This is a genomic window from Mycolicibacterium elephantis DSM 44368 (genome assembly GCF_004014805.1).
Taxonomy (GTDB): Bacteria; Actinomycetota; Actinomycetes; order Mycobacteriales; family Mycobacteriaceae; genus Mycobacterium; species Mycobacterium elephantis.
Map to the genome: position 1 here is coordinate 105,181 of NZ_ATDN01000008.1, position 18,822 is coordinate 124,002.

Annotated in this window: 11 protein-coding genes; 5 read left to right on the forward strand and 6 right to left on the reverse strand. The window is 65.7% G+C overall.

Translation table 11 applies throughout. The features are described from left to right. Positions 1-196: 196 nt before the first annotated feature. Positions 197-1,021 (reverse strand): cephalosporin hydroxylase family protein, encoded by an 825-nt coding sequence (locus tag MELE44368_RS07490; RefSeq protein WP_241566514.1) that lies wholly within the window; start codon positions 1,019-1,021, stop codon positions 197-199. Positions 1,022-1,461: 440 nt separating this feature from the next. Here MELE44368_RS07490 and MELE44368_RS07495 point away from each other — a divergent pair, with 440 nt between their 5' ends. After that, positions 1,462-2,715, forward strand: a complete 1,254-nt coding sequence (locus MELE44368_RS07495; RefSeq protein ID WP_128107925.1) for a class I SAM-dependent methyltransferase — start codon at positions 1,462-1,464, stop codon at positions 2,713-2,715. A 7-nt stretch (positions 2,716-2,722) separates the two neighbouring features. Next, entirely contained in the window at positions 2,723-3,658 is a 936-nt protein-coding gene (locus MELE44368_RS07500) for a Gfo/Idh/MocA family oxidoreductase (protein ID WP_128107926.1), read from the forward strand. 4 nt (positions 3,659-3,662) lie between these two features. Here MELE44368_RS07500 and rfbG read toward each other — a convergent pair whose 3' ends face one another. The 3 genes from rfbG to MELE44368_RS07515 are packed head-to-tail and all read right to left on the reverse strand — an operon-like array spanning position 3,663 to position 6,294. Next, positions 3,663-4,751, reverse strand: coding sequence for a CDP-glucose 4,6-dehydratase (gene rfbG, locus MELE44368_RS07505; protein ID WP_264032529.1), 1,089 nt, complete (start codon positions 4,749-4,751; stop codon positions 3,663-3,665). Continuing rightward, positions 4,739-5,512, reverse strand: a complete 774-nt coding sequence (gene rfbF, locus MELE44368_RS07510) for a glucose-1-phosphate cytidylyltransferase (protein ID WP_128107927.1) — start codon at positions 5,510-5,512, stop codon at positions 4,739-4,741. Before rfbF ends, rfbG begins: the two co-directional genes overlap by 13 nt. Continuing rightward, a complete protein-coding gene (locus MELE44368_RS07515) occupies positions 5,509-6,294 on the reverse strand; it encodes a hypothetical protein (protein ID WP_128107928.1) in 786 nt (261 codons plus the stop codon). Before MELE44368_RS07515 ends, rfbF begins: the two co-directional genes overlap by 4 nt. 354 nt (positions 6,295-6,648) lie before the next feature. Between MELE44368_RS07515 and MELE44368_RS07520 the strand changes: the two genes are divergently transcribed. From MELE44368_RS07520 to MELE44368_RS07530, 3 genes are all read left to right on the forward strand, one after another. After that, positions 6,649-7,404, forward strand: a complete 756-nt coding sequence (locus tag MELE44368_RS07520) for a class I SAM-dependent methyltransferase (protein ID WP_128107929.1) — start codon at positions 6,649-6,651, stop codon at positions 7,402-7,404. 254 nt (positions 7,405-7,658) lie between these two features. Further along, positions 7,659-13,949, forward strand: a complete 6,291-nt coding sequence (gene pks2 / locus MELE44368_RS07525) for a sulfolipid-1 biosynthesis phthioceranic/hydroxyphthioceranic acid synthase (protein ID WP_128107930.1) — start codon at positions 7,659-7,661, stop codon at positions 13,947-13,949. A gap of 61 nt (positions 13,950-14,010) precedes the next feature. Beyond that, a complete protein-coding gene (locus MELE44368_RS07530) occupies positions 14,011-15,420 on the forward strand; it encodes a hypothetical protein (RefSeq protein ID WP_128107931.1) in 1,410 nt (469 codons plus the stop codon). Between the two features lie 75 nt (positions 15,421-15,495). Here MELE44368_RS07530 and MELE44368_RS07535 read toward each other — a convergent pair whose 3' ends face one another. Continuing rightward, on the reverse strand, positions 15,496-15,834 hold the full coding sequence (locus MELE44368_RS07535; RefSeq protein ID WP_128107932.1) for a hemophore-related protein: 339 nt from the start codon (positions 15,832-15,834) through the stop codon (positions 15,496-15,498). Positions 15,835-15,961: 127 nt separating this feature from the next. Beyond that, positions 15,962-18,820 (reverse strand): MMPL/RND family transporter, encoded by a 2,859-nt coding sequence (locus MELE44368_RS07540; protein WP_128107933.1) that lies wholly within the window; start codon positions 18,818-18,820, stop codon positions 15,962-15,964. Positions 18,821-18,822: the final 2 nt, after the last annotated feature.

Genomic DNA, 18,822 nt, shown 5'->3' on the forward strand with positions numbered 1-18,822 from the left:
ATGGCGGGTTGCGTTACGGGCTTACGAGTCAGCGTCACTGCATTGGATGGCAAGCTGGCAACACCTTTTCGGACGAGTGCGGCGACGGTTCCGGGCGACGTGGAGTCGGCGAAGACGATGTTCGCACATCGACGCAACTACCGTCGATGTATGCCGCAACCGGTCGGCCGTTCGGCTGACCAAGCCGACTCACTGTTCAACGCACGCGGCGCAGAAATCCGTCGGGCGCCACCGTGATCTGCAGCTTCTGCGGAATCTCGCGCTCGATCTCGAACTCGGGATGCGATTTCAGGAATTCCCAAACCGCGGTCTTCGGGTTGTCGCCCGGGCCCCATGGCCGGTCGGGGAACATGTCGGCGGGCATGTCCTCGACCAGGGTGTCGAATACCACGCAATAGCTGTCCGGTGTCACCAGCGGGGCGTATGCCGACAGTTCCGCCATCACGTGATCGTGCGTGTGATTGCTGTCGAGGCAGACGAGCGTGGCGCCGTGCCCGCGCGCCAAATCATGAACGCGTTGAACGGTTTCCGGCTCGATGCTCGACCCTTCGACCATCGTGATGTAACGCGACAGCGGATGGTTCTCTATCGCCGCGCGGTTGTGGGACCGAATCTCGATATCCACGCCGATGACCTTGCGACGCGGAGCGCGAGCATCGAGGGCCGTGTCGCCGCTGATCGCCTCACACAGGTCGAGCAGCGCCAGCATCGACGCGCTCAGAATCAGCGAGCCCCCGTGTGCGATTCCCGTCTCGACGATCACATCGGGCTTGACTTTCCAAATCAACTCCTGCAAGCACACGATGTCCTGCGGATATTGGATGATGGGTCGCCCGAGCCACTCGAAGTTGTACGAGTACCGGTTGGTGAGGCTTCGCGCGAGCCATTGTGACGTCAGATCAGCGAGTTCGGAATCGTTGGCGAGCGCTTTCACGTTCTCGGCCACTCTCTGCCGATGGTCGGTCAGCCCTGAGAACCATTCGGCTGCGCTCCAGCTGGTCGCCGGCACTCCGGGCAGCACGTCCAACTCGGTGGGATACGCCGAGGGGTAAAGCAGCCTGACCGGCGCGACGTCCAACGCCTTCGCCAGGACGGCCAACTCTGCCGTACTCACGTGAGCGCGTTGGTGGTTCTCCAACTCCGCGATCGTCGGGTGCGGGATGCGGTATCCGAGCGCATCCGTTCGATCCGACAACCATTGCTGCGAGCGAGAGCCCCGTAGGCGCCTGATTTCGTCACCGACCCGCGCCGTCTGCTCGGCGGACCAGTCTGCCGCCGCACGGTCACAGTGGTCGGCGGACGCGCGACTGTCGGAAGTATGGGCAGACACCGACGAGAACTTAACAGAGTCGCGTCACAATTCGGCACGATCGCGAGGTCCGTGGACGACGAAGATGGTGCAGGCCATAAGTTGGACACGTCCCACAACCCACCCACGAAGCCCGCGATGGATCACTGACCATGACAACCGCTGCGACGAACACCGACGCACCTCTCACGGAGATCAACCGCTGCGAAGTCTGCGGTGGCGATCAGTTGGTGCCGGTGCTCGATCTGGGCCGGCATCCGCTTTGCGATGACCTCGTCGAGATCGGTGATCCGCGCCGATGCCGCGAGTACCCGATCCAGATCGGCTTCTGCTCGACGTGCACCACCGCGCATCAGCGTTATCAGGTGCCCAAGGAAGAACTGTTTCCCGCCGACTACCACTATCGGTCGCGCTTCACCGCGGACGTGCTGAACGGAATGCGCAGCCTGGTGAAGTCGTGCGCGGAACGCCTCGGACCGGTGGCCGACAAGCTCGTGCTCGATATCGGTTGCAACGACGGCAGCCTGCTCGATTTCTTCCGGGAAGCCGGTGCCGAGACCGCCGGCATTGAACCGACCGGCGCCGGTGCTGACGCGGCCGCGAAGGGCCATTTCGTGGTCCAGGACTACCTCAGCACGGCGACGGCGACCGCGATCCGCGAGAGTTTCGGCCGACCGGACCTGATCACGTTCACCAACGTGTTCGCCCACATCGAGGATCTGTCCGGCGTCCTCTCGGCGCTCGAGGTCCTGCTGGGACCACAAACGTCGATCGTCATCGAGAACCACTATTTGGGCGCCGTCCTCGATCGGCATCAGTTCGACACCTTTTATCATGAACACCCGAGGACATACTCGTTCAATTCGTTCAATTTCATCGCCAAGTCACTCGGGCTCGATATCGTCCACGTCGAGTTTCCCGCGCGCTACGGCGGAAACATCAGGGTCATCCTCGGCCACGGCTCTCAGAGCGGGACGGCGACGGCCGCCGAGGTTGTCGCGCGCGAGCAGAACTTCCTGCGGGATTTCGGCCGCCTGGCCCGTGAGGTCGAGCTGTGGCGCGACCGCAAGGGACACCAGATCAGGCGGCTCGTCGCAGAGCACGGCCCGATCCGGGCCAAGGCCTTCCCCGGCCGGGCCGCCATCTTGACGAAACTCCTCGGGTTGACCACGAACGAGATCGTCGCGGTCCACGAGAAACCAGGTTCCATCAAGATCGGGCATTACGTGCCCGGCACGCGAATTCCGATCGTGTCCGACGATGAGCTGTTCGCGCTGGGCCCCCAGGACAAACCTCTGCTGAACCTGGCCTGGCACATCTCCACAGAGATCCGCCGTTACCTCTCCGACAACGGTTACCACGGGCCGGTTTTCGACATTCTCTCGGCCGACGACTTCGAGACCTGAGTGAGCGGTGTTCACGGTCCTGGGTTCGGGGTTCGGCCTCTACGGCTATCTGCCGGCTCTGCTCGAGTCCGGTCATGACGTCGCGCTGCCGGTCCGTTATCGGTCGGCGGTCAGCGGTCGCCCAGAACTTGCCCGGTATGTGCGCGAGGTGGTCTGGTGCAGCGATGTCGACGAAGCCCTCGGCGCATCGAGCGGAGTGGCCGTCGCCCTTCGCCCACAGGACCAGGCGCTGTGGGTGCCACGCCTCATCCAGATTCGCGGCATCGGTCAGCTGATTCTCGAGAAGCCGATTGCGCCGACGCCCGAATCAGCGGCGTCACTACTGGCGCAAGTCGAGAATGCAGCGAAGCGCTACCGGGTGGGATATACGTTCCGCTTCACCCCGTGGGCAGCCAGGTTGACATCGGCACTTGCCGAAAAGACGGAAAGAATTTCCTTCGTCTGGAATTTCATGGCGCACCACTACCGCACCGACGTCGTCAACTGGAAAAGGCTGACCTCGACCGGCGGCGGCGCTGTTCGATTTTATGGCATTCACGTAATCGCCCTGCTTGCCGAGCTGGGCTATGACGACGTCTCGGCGTCGACGGTCGCGGGGGCCACAGCTGACGAGATCCAACGCTGGCAGGCGACTTTCACGGGGCCCGACCTGTGCCCGTTCACGCTGTCGATCGACAGTCGAGAAGCTAACGCGTCTTTCTCGATCACCGCATACACCGGCCGGGTGGCGGCGCCCCTCGCCAGGCAACCTGACCCGTTTTCCTCCAGCGACTCGGGCACGGTCGAAGGACAGGACGCGCGGGTGGGCGTCCTCCGGCAGTTGTGCGACTCGTTATCCGCCGGGGACGACGGCCATGCCGAACGTCAGCGGGCCATCGTCGCGCTCTGGAAACTGGTCGAGACGAAATCCCGACGCGTCCCCCTGGTTCAGGCCGAAGACTGAAGGCTCATGCGGTCGCCCATTCCAGGTGCGAGTCGGCTGCGTCGGCGACGAACGCGGAGAGGTCGGCGGCGCTCGACACTTCACCGTGTTCCAGCAGCCGGCGATACCAGTCGGCCGTGTGGCGGATCGCCGTCTCGACGGTCCAGACGGGCCGCCAGCCGAGCTGCGCCTTCGCCTTGGTGCTGTCGAGTTGCAGTAGCCCCGCCTCGTGGAGCGCCGGACCGGTCGCCACGTGCCACTCGAGCTGGGGCCACGCGCGGGCAAGTTCTTCGACCACCTGCTCGACGCGGCGGTTCCCGTCCCCGTCGGGGCCGAAGTTCCACGCCTCGGCGCAGTGGGTGTCGCCGGCCAGAAGCCGCTGGCCCAGCAGCAGATACCCGCTGAGGCAATCGAGCACATGCTGCCAGGGGCGCGTACTGTGCGGCGCGCGGATCGCCAAGGGCCGGCCGGCGCTGACCGCACGCACCAGATCAGGAATCAGCCGGTCCTCCGACCAGTCGCCGCCGCCGATCACGTTGCCGCCCCTGGCCGTTGCGAGCAAAGGGGCCGACGGATGTTGCAGCAGCGCGCGCCGATAGCTCGCGGCCGCCAACTCGACACCGGCCTTGGACGCGCTATAGGGGTCGTGACCTCCGAGCCGGTCGTGTTCTCGGTATGCCCATGGCCATTCGCGATTCTCGTAGCACTTGTCGGTCGTGACCACGACGACGGCGCGCACATCCGGGGTGTGACGCACGGCCTCGAGCACGTTCACCGTGCCCATCACGTTGGTGGCCCATGTGGCCGCCGGTTCGTGGTAAGACCGGCGGACCAGCGGTTGGGCCGCCAGATGAAAGACCATCTCCGGTCGCCGTGCGGCGAAGACCCGTCGAAGAGCCGCCTCGTCGCGAATGTCGACGCGGTCATCGTCGAGCGACAGCTTCAACAGGTCCCAGTGACTGGGTGCCGAAGGCGGGTCCAGCGCGACACCGCTGACCTGGGCTCCCAACGCCTGCAGCCACAGACACAACCAGCTGCCTTTGAACCCCGTATGGCCCGTGACCAACACCCGGCGCCCTCGATAAGCACCCCCGAAGGCTTTCAACGCCAGCATTTCCACGGCGCTTCGCCGCTGTCCCACAGATCTTCGAGCACGTTCTTGTCGCGAAGGGTGTCCATGGGCTGCCAGAAGCCGGAATGCTCGAAGGCCATCAATTGGCCGTCGGCAGCCAATCGCCCCAAAGGCTGGCCCTCCCAGGCGATTTGGTCTCCTTCGATGTAGTCGAGTACGGCGGGCGACAAGACGAAGAACCCTCCGTTGATGAACCCCCCGTCGCCCCGTGGCTTCTCGACGAAGCGGGCTATCCGGTCACCGTCACGCTCGAGTGCCCCGTAACGACCCGGCGGAAGCACCGCGGTGACCGTGGCGTGGCGCCCGTGCTGGCGATGAAACTCGATGCTCTTGGCGATGTTGACGTCGCTGAGCCCGTCGCCATAGGTGAAGCAGAACGACTCTTCGTCCTGAATGTAGGACGCCACGCGCTTCAACCGACCGCCCGTCATGGTTTCGTCACCCGTGTCGACGAGCGTCACCCGCCACGGTTCTGCGTGACGTTCATGCACTTCCATTTTGTTGGCCGACATATCGAAGGTGACGTCCGACATGTGCAGGAAGTAATTGGCGAAATACTCCTTTATCATGTAGCCCTTATAGCCGCAGCAAACGACAAAATCGTCGATGCCGTGGCTGGAGTAAAGCTTCATGATGTGCCACAGGATCGGCCGTCCGCCGATCTCCACCATCGGCTTGGGTCGGGCAACGGTTTCTTCGGTGAGGCGGGTTCCCCGTCCGCCGGCCAGCAATACGGCTTTCATGGTGTTCGCCGGCTTGTCAGTTGATATCTTCTCGAGCGTCCGTGCTCTGCAAGACCGGCGGAGTAACTCGACCGGCCTTCCACCATGACAATCATGTGTCCGAATATTTCAGCGGGAATATTGTTCGAGTACAGTTCCATGAGGTGGCGGATGAGAAAGAAGGAACCCAACCTCTCTGAGAGAAATCCGACCGCCCTTATCTGGTACGTGTTGTAGCGCCTCAACCGATCGGCATGGCGTTGCACGAACGGTCTGCTCACCCGCTCGATCGCCGACAACGTCTGCACCAGCCACGGCTTGGGAAAGATTCCCAGCTCGACTCCGCCGGGGATGAAGTGCTTTGCCGCCAGGAATTCCGACGCGGAGTCGGAGTCCAGTACACCCATCTCCACCGCTATCGACGTGTAGTCGAGAATATCTCTGCGGTGATGAATCGTGGCGTAGTGCCTACTCACCGAATTCTTGAAGTACAGCGGTTGCGCGACAAGGAAATCGTGGCCGGCTCTGGGGGTGAACGTCGCAGGCCCAGCCGCGTCGACCTCTTTTTCACAGCTCAATTCCCGCAGGGTCGGGTAACGAACCGATTCCACCCCTTCGGGGTAAGGAAGAATTCTCTTGCGATAGGACGAGATTTCGACGAGCCTGGTGTCGTCGGAGGCTTTCTCCAATGCGATGGGTAACACGTGCGTTCCCGCGGCGCCCAATGCGATCGGCCTGGCCTCATGCCAAAACTGATCGAGGTTTTTCACGTGCAGCGGAGAGTCGGTCTGGAAGTCCCCCATGGCGATGCATTCGTCATACCAACTATCGGGTATCAGGGGCGTCGCATGACTAACGCAGTATCTACGGATCATGGGCAATCGACCGGGCCATCGGTGACCAAATCCGACTAGACATGGACGAATAGTAGCTTCCGGCCCACGGCCTGACCCCGGATGGCGGTCTGGGCCGCGAGGCGCGTTCGATGACCGCAGCAAATCGCCATCGTCCCGCGCGACGCCGCCCACCTCTCGGGGGTTTCCGCGAGCGGGGCCTGCACCCAGGTCGATCAGCGGCAATGAATGCAATTCGCGCCTCCGGCGACAGCCGAGGCCGTAGGTTGCTAGACGGCACACCGCATCGGGAAGAGGGGAACTGTGGACGAAGTGATTCGGGGCCTGTGTGCCAGCGCCACGCGGTTTCAGCTGTGGACCGACTTCCTGCAGGCCAACCGGGTCGAGTCGATGGCCGAGATCGGCGTGTACCGGGGCCGCTTCGCCGCGGAGGTGCTGGCCGCATGCGACTCGATCCGCACCTACTACATGGTCGATCCCTGGCGCCACCTCGACGACTGGAACAAGCCCAGCAACACCGACGACGCCCGGTTCGCCGCTTACCTGGCCGAGACCGAAGCGAACACTGAATTCGCGGCGGACAAGCGCGTCATACTGCGTGGCACGACGCTGGAGGTCATCGACCAGATTCCCGACGCCGGCCTCGATTTCGCCTATGTCGACGGTGACCACACGCTGCGTGGTATTTCGATCGACCTCATCAACGTATGGCCCAAGATCCGTGACGGCGGATGGATCGGCGGAGACGACTTCGCGCGCACGGTGTGGCAGCACGGGGACCGCTTCGAACCCACCTTGGTGTTCCCCTTCGCGGTGTACTTCGCCGAGGCGGTGGGCGCGCGGATCTTCGCCCTGCCGTACCAGCAGTTCCTCATCTGTAAAGGCCAGGGCTTCGAGTTCGTCGACCTCACCGATAGCTATCCGGACACCACTTTGCAAGGGCAGTTCAAGCTCAAGCGCGTGCTGCGCGGCTGGTTCACCGACACGATGAACGTACTGAAGAGTGAACGCAGGAAAACCACGCCCACCCGTCCGTCGACCAGGTCCGAAAAAGCGTGAGTGTCGTGGACACCGTTGCCCCACCACCGATTCCGTCGATCGCACTCATCAGCCCTGATCGCACAGGTTCGGTAGCCGGCGGCAAACGACGTAGCTTTCGCCACAACTCGGCGCAAAGCGGTCAGGCCTTCTCTCCAACTCGGCTAGTTTGACCTTGGGCGAAAGGCCGTCCGAACAGCTCCGCGAACTACCGCCCGCGCATCGGACTCGGGCCGCGCCTGTGAAAAAAGCTCCTCGAAAGAAGGTGAAGGGATATGGGGGACCCGCTCGTCACGCCGATCGCGCTGATCGGAATGGCCTGCCGACTTCCCGGCGGCATCGAGTCGCCGGAGAAACTCTGGGAGGCGCTGGTGCGCGGCGACGACCTGGTCACCGAGGTCCCCGCCGATCACTGGGACATCGACGAGTTCTATGACCCCGAGCCCGGTGTACCCGGCAAGTCGGTGACGCGATACGGCGGTTTCCTGGACGACATATGGGGTTTCGACGCGTCGTTCTTCGGTCTGCGCACGCATGAGGCGACGCACATGGACCCGAACCACCGGTTGTTGATGGAGGTCTCCTGGGAGGCCATCGAGCACGCCGGCGTGGATCCACGCTCGCTGTTCGGGTCCAAGACAGGCGTTTTCATGGGAGTGGTCCATGACGACCACCTCGTGATGACCTATGAAGCGGGCCTGGTACACGACCCGTACACGTACCCCGGCAACACGCCCAGCATGGCGTCGGGCCGCATCGCGTTCTGGCTGGGCGCGCACGGTCCAGCGCTGACGGTGGACTCCGCGTGTTCGACCGGGATGTTGACCTTGCATCTGGCCTGCCGCAGCCTGAACGACGGCGAGAGCGACCTGGCCCTGGCCGGCGGGGTCAACACGATGATCTCCGCGCTCATGAACTCGTGCGGGTCGGCGCTGGGCATGTACTCCCCGACCGGCTGCTGCCATTCCTTCGACGCCGCGGCGGACGGGTTCGTGCGGTCCGAGGGATGCGCCGTTGTCCTGCTCAAGCGTCTGCCGGACGCGGTGCGCGACGGTGACCGGATCCTCGCGGTGATCCGCGGCACCGCGGCCAATCACGACGGCCGCACCAAGACCATCTCCAGACCGTCGCTGGAGGCGCAGGCCGATGCCTACCGCGCGGCGCTGGCGGCCGCAGGCGTCGACGCCACCACGGTCGGCATGGTCGAGGCCCACGGAACCGGCACCCGGGTGGGCGATCCGATCGAATTCGGCAGCCTCGCCCGGGTATACGGCACCGACGGCCACAAGTGCGCGCTCGGATCCGCCAAGAGCAACTTCGGCCACACCGAGGGCGCCGCAGGCACATTGGGGCTGATGAAGGCCGCACTCGCCCTGCAACACGGGGTGGTCCCGCCGTCTCTGCACTTCACCCGCCTGCCCGACGATCTCGCCAAGATCGAAACCGGGCTGTTCGTGCCAACGGCCGTCACGCCCTGGCCGTCGCGTCAACAGCAACAGCCGCGGCGAGCGGCCGTGTCGTCGTACGGGCTGAGCGGGACGAACGTGCACGCCGTGCTGGAGGAGGCCCCTGCTCCCGCGCGCCAGGAGGCGGCCGCCGCCCCGGCCGGCTCGCTGGTATACGTGCTGTCCGCCACCTCGAGCGAGGCGTTGCGTCGGACCTCGGCGCGGCTGGCCGACTGGGTGACCGCCCGCGCCGATCAGCTGGTCGCCTCCGACCTGGCCTACACCCTGGCGCGTCGACGTGGGCACCGGCCGGTGCGCGCCGCGGCGGTCGCCGCGGACCTCGCGGAGCTGACCGAGCGTCTGCGGGAAGTCGCCGACAGCGGCATCGAGTATCCGGCCGCGGTCGGCCAGGACGACCGCGGACCGGTGTGGGTGTTCTCCGGGCAGGGGTCGCAGTGGGCGGCGATGGGCGCGGCGCTGCTGAAGACCGAGCCGGTGTTCGCCGCGACGGTCGCCGAGGCGGAACCGTTGATCGCCGCAGAAGCGGGTTTTTCCGTCACCGAGGCCATGTCGGCCCCCGAGACGGTCACCGGCATCGGCCGCGTCCAACCCACCCTGTTCACGATGCAGGTCGCGCTCGCCGCCGCGATGCGCTCCCACGGCGTCCACCCGGGCGCCGTTGTCGGGCATTCGATGGGTGAGGCCGCCGCCGCCGTCGTCGCAGGGGCGCTCTCGCTCGCCGACGGGGTACGCGTCATCTGCCGCCGCTCACGGCTCCTGGCCACCATCGCCGGTGCCGGAGCGATGGCCTCGGTGGAGCTGCCCGCGCGACAAGTGCGCGAGGAACTGGCCGCGCGCAACCTGTCAGACGTGGTCGTGTCGGTGATCACCTCGCCGGAATCCACTGTGATCGGCGGATCGCCCGAGGCGGTGCGGGATCTGGTGGCGATGTGGGAGCGCCGCGACATCACCGCGCGCGAGGTGGCCGTGGACGTCGCATCGCACTCGCCGCAGGTCGACCCCATCCTCACCGAACTCGCCGACGCGTTGGCGGAGCTCAACCCGTCGACTCCTTCGGTTCCGTTCTACTCGGCGACGTTGGACGATCCCCGCAGCGAGGCGGTCGTGGACGCCCGGTATTGGGTGGACAACCTACGCCGCCCGGTGCGGTTCGCCGACGCGGTGCAGGCGGCGCTCGAGGACGGCCACCGCGTGTTCGCGGAGCTCTCGCCGCACCCCTTGTTGACCCGCGCCGTGGAACAGACGGCGAAGTCTGCCGACATTTCGGCGCAAGCGCTGCCGTGCCTGTTGCGCGATCAGGACGTACCGCACGGCTTGCGCGAGTTCCTGGCGAATCTTCACTGTGCCGGTGCCGCAGTCGATTTCGCGACGCTTTACCCGGGTGGACGGCTGGTCGACGCGCCTCTGCCGACATGGACGCATCGCCGGTTGCGGATCGGCTCCGGTGATGCGAGCCCGCAGGCGGGCGGGCTGGGCGCCCGAAGCCTCGCGGTGCATCCGCTGCTCGGCGCGCATGTGCGCCTGCCTGAAGAGCCGGAACGGCACGCGTGGCAGGGTGAGGTCGGTACCGCGGCGCTGCCCTGGTTGGCCGACCATCAGGTGCACAACGTGGCCGCCCTCCCCGGTGCGGCCTACTGTGAGATGGCCCTGTCGGCCGCTCGCACCGTGCTCGGCGAAGACTCCGAGGTTCGCGACATCCGCTTCGAGCAGATGCTGATGCTGGACGAGCAGACCTCGATAACCACACTCGCCTCGGTCGACGCGCCCGGCGTCGCCGACTTCGAAGTGGTGACCGATCGCGAAGGCGAGAACATCCGGCGCGCTGTCGCCCGCCTGCATGTGACCGACGATGAGCCGGCGCCACAGCACGACATCGCCGCGCTGCTCGCCGCGCACCCGGTCCGCACCGAAGGAGATGAGCTACGGCAGCTGTTCGGTTCGCGCGGGGTTCAACTCGGGCCTGCTTTCGCGAGCCTGGTCGCCGCCCACACCGGCGATGACCTACCCACACTGCTGGCCGAAATCGCGCTGCCGCGGGCGATTCGGGCCCAACAGAGCGCCTACGGTATCCACCCGGTGTTGCTCGACGCCGGCTTCCAGTGCGTCGCCGCGCATCCAAGCCTCAACGAAAGGGCCGACGACGACGCGCTGCTGGTGCCGCTGGGCGTGCGACGGCTTCGCATCCGTGACACGGCGGGTAAACCGCGGTACTGCCTCGTCCGGTTGACCGCGCAGGACCGGACCGGTGTCGAGGCCGATATCGAAATCCTTGACGAGTCCGGTGCGGCGGTACTGACCATGCAAGGGTTCCGCCTGGGCAGCAGTGCCGAAGGAAGCGACGCCGAACGTGTCCTCGCCGAACGGCTGCTCGCCGTCGAATGGCAGGAGCAGGAGCCGCCGGCCGTGGCCGACACCGAACCCGGCGAGTGGCTGTTGATCACCACCTCCGACGTCGAGGCCACCCTGCCGACCAGGCTTCTCGATGCGATGAAAGCCCTTGGTGCGCAGTGTGACTGGTTCAACTGGCCGCAGACCGGGGACCAAGCGACCTATGCGGACCAGCTGGGCGGCCGGCTGAAGGCAAGCGCTGTCAACGGCGTGGTCGTGGTCTTCCCGTCAGCGGCGGAGGAAGTCGACGAGGACGGTTTGGTCCGGGCCCGCGCGCACGTCTCGGCGCTGGTGCGGATAGCCCGCGAACTCACCGAATCACCGGGCGCGCCGCCTCGGCTGTTCGTGCTGACCCGGGCGGCTCAGGCTGTCGAGGATCGGGACGAGCACAACCTCGACCAGGCCGGGCTGCGCGGACTGATCCGGGTGGTCGGCGCCGAACATCCGGAACTACGTGCCACGCATATCGACGTCGACGCCGGCTACGACCCCGAGGGGGTGGCGGCGGAACTGCTGTCCGGCTCGAACGAGGACGAGACCGCTTGGCGCGGCAGCCGATGGTATGTCGCGCGGCTGCGGCCCACACCTCTGCGGCCGGAGGAGCGCCGCACCGCCACGGTGAGCCATGAGACCGACGGTGTGCGGCTGCAGATCCGCACTCCCGGTGACCTCGGGACGATGGAACTCGTTGCCGCCGAACGTGTCCCACCGGGCCCGGGCGAGATCGAGGTGGCGGTGAGCGCCTCCAGCATCAACTTCGCCGACGTGCTGGTCGCGTTCGGCCAGTACCCCAGCCTCGAAGGGCTTCTCCCCCGACCGGGCACCGACTTCGCAGGCGTGGTGACAGCGGTCGGCCCCGGAGTCACCACTCACCGCGTCGGCGACCATGTCGGCGGCTTCTCCAAGAACGGCTGCTGGGCCACCTTTGTGACCTGTGACGCGCGCACCGCCGTCACATTGCCGCCGGGACTGACCGATGAGTTGGCGGCGGCGACGACAACCGCGTACGCCACCGCTTGGTACGGGTTGCACGACCAGGCCCGCATCGCACCGGGCGAACGGGTGTTGATCCACTCCGCCACCGGCGGTGTGGGGCAGGCGGCCATCGCGATCGCCCGCGCGGCGGGTGCGGAGATCTTCGCCACCGCGGGCAGCCCGGATCGTCGGGAGATGTTGCGGGACATGGGCATCGAGCATGTGTATGACTCACGCAGCACCGAGTTCGCCGACCTGATCTGCCGCGATACCGATGGCGCCGGTGTCGACATCGTGCTCAACTCCCTGACCGGCGCCGCGCAGCGCGCCGGCTTCGAACTGCTGGCCATCGACGGGCGGTTCGTGGAGATCGGCAAGCTCGACGTCTACGCCAACTCCCGGCTGGGCATGTACCCCTTCCGGCGCAACCTCACCTTCCACTACGTCGACCTGGCGCTGATGGTCGAAAGCCGGCCCGAGCGGGTCGGCGAGCTGCTGCGCCGCGTCTACGCGCTGGTGGCAACCGGCGAACTTGCGCCACCGCAGCGCACTCATTACCCACTTGCCGAGGCGGCCACCGCGATTCGCGTGATGGGCGCGGCCGAGCACACCGGCAAGCTGGTGCTCGACATTCCGCGCAGCGGACACACCACCGTGGCATTGCCGCCGGAACAGGCTCAGGTCTTCCGGCCCGACGGCGCCTACATCATCACCGGCGGGCTGGGCGGGCTCGGGTTGTTCCTCGCCGCCGAGATGGCTGCGGCGGGGTGCGGCAGGATCGTGCTGACAAGCCGCTCACAACCCACCGCGGCGGCGCAGCAGGCGATTTCGCGGATGCGTGAAAGCGGCACCGAGATCCACGTGGAATGCGGGGACATCGCCGAGCCGGACACCGCGGGGCGCCTGGTCTCCGTCGCCACCGCCACCGGGCTGCCCGTGCGCGGGGTGCTGCACGCCGCGGCCGTGGTGGAGGACGCCACTTTTGCGACCGTGACGGACGACCTGATCGAACGAGACTGGGCGGCAAAGGTTCACGGCGCCTGGCACATGCACCGGGCCACGGCCGAGCAGCCGCTGGACTGGTTCTGCTGCTTCTCCTCGGCGGCCGCGCTGCTCGGCTCGCCGGGGCAGGGGGCATACGCCGCGGCCAACAGCTGGCTGGACGCCTTCACCCACTGGCGCCGTGCCCAAGGCCTACCGATCACCACGATCGCATGGGGGGCATGGGCCGAGATCGGCCGCGCCGCATCGCTGGAGGAAGGCCGCACCACCATGATCGCGCCTCAGGAGGGCGCGCACGCCTTCCAGACGCTGCTGCGTCACGACCGCGCGTACACCGGCTACATGCCCACCGCGGGTACGCCGTTGTTCACCGCGCTCGTCGGGCGCAGCCCGTTCGCCGAAGCGTTCAAGACCGCGGGTGACACGCAGCACGACACCGCCGCGGTGCGGGCGGAGTTGCTGACGCTGCCCCGAGACGAGTGGCCGACGCGGCTGCGGCGCCTGGTGGCCGAGCAGGCCAGCCTCATCCTGCGCCGCACGGTCGATCCCGACCACCCGTTCCCGGACCATGGCCTGGACTCGCTGGGTTTCCTCGAACTCCGCAACCGCATCGAATCCGAGACCGGTATACGCGTGACACCCAAGGCCATCGCCACCCACAACACCGCGCGTGCGCTCGGCAAACACCTGGCCGATACGCTGGCGAGTGAGCAGACCGTGCCGGCGGCGGTGTGATCGCCTCTGCCGCAACGTGAACAGGCCGCAACTGCAGGCTGCATCCAAAGGAGGCTGATAGGTGGCTGGGCGGATACGTCGTGCGCGCGAATCCCTGCGAGCTCGTCGCGCATCCCGTGCTGATACGCGGCCCGACAATCGGCTCGCGGTGGCGGACGAAGCCTTGCTGGCAGAGCATCACGCCGCCGACATGAACGTCATCATCCAGGTCACGTGGGTGTATAAACGTCCCGTCGACGTCGACGCGCTGCGACGGTTCCACTACTACCTCGGTCGGGGTCTGCTGGGGCGTCGCATCGAGCCCCCGGTGCTGCCGACAGCGCGGCATCGGTGGGTCGTCGATCGAGGACCGGTGGACATCGACATCGCCGAAACCCCCCGTCCGCGCGCAGAACTCAGCGACTGGGTGGACGAGCGCTCCCAACTGCCCATCGATCCCGAGAAGGGACCTGGCTGGCATATCGGCGTGCTTCCGATGACCGACGGTTCGACAGGGATCTGCCTGGTGCTCTCGCACAACCTGATCGACGGCCTCGGCCTCGCCCTGGTGATCGTGGAAGCGGTCCTCGGCAAGACCCGCGAGCTCGGCTATCCGCTGCCACGATCGCGCACGCGAGGACGCGCAGTGCTTCAGGACGCCCGCCAGACGGCACGCGATCTTCCTGAGGTGGCGCGGGCACTCACCACGGCGGCACGTCTGGCACGCAAGCAGGACCGTCCCCAACCTCCGAGGGAGCGGCCACGTCGGTCAAAAGCCCTCGCCGTGCCCGGCGATGACGACGTCGTTCTCGTGCCCGCGATCACGATCTACATCGACCTCGACGATTGGGATGCGCGCGCGGCAGCGCTGCGCGGAGCCAGCCACACGATGGCCGCGGCGTTCGCCGCGAAGTTCGGCGAGCGAATCGGACGCTGGCGCGCCGATGACGGCTCGGTCACCCTGCAGATTCCCATCAGTGACCGCACCGAGGAGGACACGCGTGCGATGGCGCTGTCGTATGCGCGGGTCAAGGTCGACCCGACCCCGCTGACGACGGACCTGAGCGACATCCGCGCCACCATCAAGCAGACGCTGCACACGATGAAGGAGACGCAGGAAGAGACCAAACAGCTTCTCTGGCTGCCCGCAATCACCCCTGAGCGTGCACTGAAGCGGATGGTGGCCAGGATGCCGGCCGATCCCGATCAGCCGGTGTTCTGCTCCTACCTCGGCGATTTGAACTCGCTGATCGGTTGCCCGGCAGGCACCGCCGCCGAGTACGAGAACGCAAGGGGGACCGGCCAACGGGAATCACGGCGGTTCCTCGACCAGATCGGTGGCCGAATGATCATTTTGTCCGGGCGCATCAACGGCAAGATCTTCATCAGCGTCGGCGCCTACCAACCGGGTGCCGAGAACACCAAGCCGGCCCTCCGCGAACTGGCCAAGCGGACGATGGCCGACTTCGACCTGACCGGCCACATCGACTGATCGGCCGGCCCTGGCCGCGCTGCCCGGAGCAGGCGGAGCCCAACGGCTCACGACCCGCTCCGGCCAGCGGTGCGATCAGAAGCTGTTGCAGGTGGCGAAGGCCGCCTCGATCGCCGGGAGGTACGGCTGCATTTGCGGCGCGGTCGCGACATGTTGCGCGGTCTTCGCACGCTGCTCCGGCCCGGCGGCGAGGAACTCGTTCAGGCCCCGCTGCACGATCGGCGTTTGGTTGAACGCCGCAGCGACTTGTGGGTTCTGCGCCTCAAGCGCCGCCACCAGTTGCGTGTAGGTGCACGTGGTGTTGATGGCCGGGCCCAGGTCAGGAGCCGCGGATGCGACGCCGGCCCCGGCACCGAGCGACAGTGCGACACCGCCCACCACAACAGCCAGCCTGGTCATCGACAGTTGGATCATGTACCGAATTCCTCCCTGACATGTGATCCCCGACCGTACAGACTCTAGTGGCCATTGCGGGATCTCCCCAAACTTTTTGGGAACGGGTTAGCCCGTCACTCCTCTATCGCGCGCGCCTTGAAAAGCGTTAGCTGACGGGGGTACTTGAGTCTCGGGAACGAAGACGCCGTGCCGCGGCGGCCGGACGTGGGTGCACCCGCAGCGGCCACCAGAACCACCGGCCCAGCAGCGCCGCGATCGACGGCGTCATGAACGCGCGCACCACCAACGTGTCGAACAACAGGCCCATCCCGATGGTGGAGCCCACCTGACCGATGATGCGCAGGTCGCTGACCACCATCGACAGCATCGTGAAGGCGAAGACCAGACCGGCGGCCGTCACGACCTTGCCGCTGCCGCCCATGGCCCGGATGATGCCGGTGTTCAACCCGGCGCCGATCTCCTCTTTCATCCGCGACACCAGCAGCAGGTTGTAGTCCGACCCGACCGCCAGCAGGATGATCACCGACATCGCCAACACGAGCCAGTGCAACTCGATGCCGAGGATGTGCTGCCAGATCAGCACCGAGAGCCCGAACGCCGCGGCCAGCGAAAGCGTCACGGTCCCAACGATCACCAGAGCCGCGACCAGGCTTCGAGTGATGATCAGCATGATGGAAAAGATCAGACAGACCGCCGCTGTCGCCGCGATCAACAGGTCGTATGCGGACCCGTCGCGTAGATCTTTGAAGGTGGGGGCCGCACCGGCCAGGTGGATCTTGGCGTTCTCCAGCGGAGTGACCTTCAGGGCCTCCTCGGCGGCCGTGCGGACGGCGTCGACGCGCGAGATGCCTTCGGGCGTCCCCGGGTCGTCCCGATGCGTGATGATCAGGCGGAGGGCCTTCCCGTCCGGCGAGAAGAAGAGCTCCATGGCCCGCTTGAAGTCCTCGTTCTCGAACACCTCGGGCGGCAGGTAGAACGAATCGTCGTTCTGGGCCTCGTCGTAGATCCTGCCCATCGCGGTGGCGTTCTGCGTCGTGTCGTCGACCAGCGCCAGCATGCCCGACATGGTGCTGTACGTGGTCAGCAGCATGGTGCGCATGGCTTTCATGGTCGCGATCATCGGCGGGAACTGGACGAGCAGTTCCTTCTGGAGGTAGTTGAGTTGATCGACCTGTTCCAGGATCTGGTGCATCTGCACGCTGATCTGGTCGGTGCCGTCGAGCCCTTCGAATATCGATCTGATCGCCCAACAGATCGGGATGTTGTAGCAGTGCGGTTCCCAGAACAGATAGTTGCGAAGCGGCCGGAAGAAGTCGTCGAAATTGGCGATGTTGTCGCGCAATTCGTCGGTGATCTCCGAGATTTCCTTGTTGACCAGCGTCGTCTCATTGGTGATGTCGCTGATCTGTTGCATCAGCGAATAGGTGCGCTCCATCTGGCTGATCATCTTGTCCATGTTCTCGACCTGGTCCAGCATGCCCTCGACGCGCTCTTTTCCGAACGGGAGGATCTGCATCATGCCGGCGCTTTGCAGGCTGAGCTGAAACGGAATGGAGGTGCGCTCGATCGGGGTGCCCTCCGGCCGGGTGATCGACTGCACGGACGCGATACCGGGAACCGCGAAAATGCGCTTGGCCAGTTTGTGCAGAACCACGAAGTCCGCTGGATTGCGCATGTCGTGGTCGGCTTCGAGAATCAGGATGTCGGGCATCATCCGTGATTCCGGGAAATGCCGCTCAGCCGCCGCGTATCCCTCGTTCGCGGGAATGTCCTGAGGCACGTAGAGCCGGTCGTCGTAGCTGGTCTTGTATCCCGGCAATGCCAGTAGCCCGATCAGCGCCACCGCGCACGACCCGATCAGGATGGGCGCAGGCCACCTGACGATGGCCGTCCCCAACCGTCGCCATCGGCGGACCATCACCTTGCGTTTGGGCTCGAACAGCCCGAAGCGGCTTCCGACGGCGATCACGGCCGGAATCAACGTCAGTGCCACCGCGACCGCGACGACCATACCCACCGCGGAGGGAATGCCCATCGTCTGGAAGTACGGCAGCCGGGTGAAGTTGAGACAGAAGATGGCGCCCGCGATGGTCAAACCTGAGGCCAGCACCACCTTGGCCACGCTGCGATAGGTGGTGAAGAACGCCGTTTCCCGGTCCTCGCCGGCTTGGCGGGCCTCGTGATAGCGGCCGGTGAAGAAGATGCCGTAATCGGTGCCGACGGCGATGCCGAGGGACACCAGCAGGTTGACCGCGAACGTCGAAAGCCCGAGGATGCCCTGATCGCCGAGGAACGCGACGACTCCCCTGGCCGCCTGCACCTGGATTCCCACCATGAGTAGCAGGAGGATGACGGTGGTGATCGAGCGGTACACGAAAAGCAACATCGTGAAGATCACCGCGAGGGTCACCAGGGTGATCGTGATGATCGACTTGTCGCCCGCGTGGTTCATGTCGGCAACCAACGGCGCCGGGCCTGTGACGTAGGCCTTGACCCCCGGCGGCGCCGGTGTGCGTTCCACGATGTCGCGGACCGCTTCCACGGACTCGTTGGCCAGCAATTCGCCCTGGTTCCCGGCAAGGTTCAGCTGCACGTAGGCAGCCATCCGGTCGGGGCTCTCCACGCCGGACGCCGTGAGCGAATCACCCCAGTAATCCTGGACGTGCTGCACATGCCTGGTGTCGGCCCTCAGCTCGCGGATCAACTCGTCGTAATAGAGGTGTGCCTCTTCGCCGAGCGGCTCCTGGCCCTCCAGCACGATCATCGCCATGCTGTCGGAATCGGATTCTTCGAACACCTCACCCATGCGCTGCATGGCTTTGAACGACGGTGCGTCCTTGGGAATCACCGACACGGAGCTTTCCCGGCCGACCTGTTCCAGCGACGGAATCACGAAGGTCGCCACGGCGATGAGGGCCAACCAGCCGATGATGATCGGCACCGCCAACCGATAGATGATCCGGGCGACCAGTGACCGGCCCTGGTCGACCTTCAGGTCGCTCATGC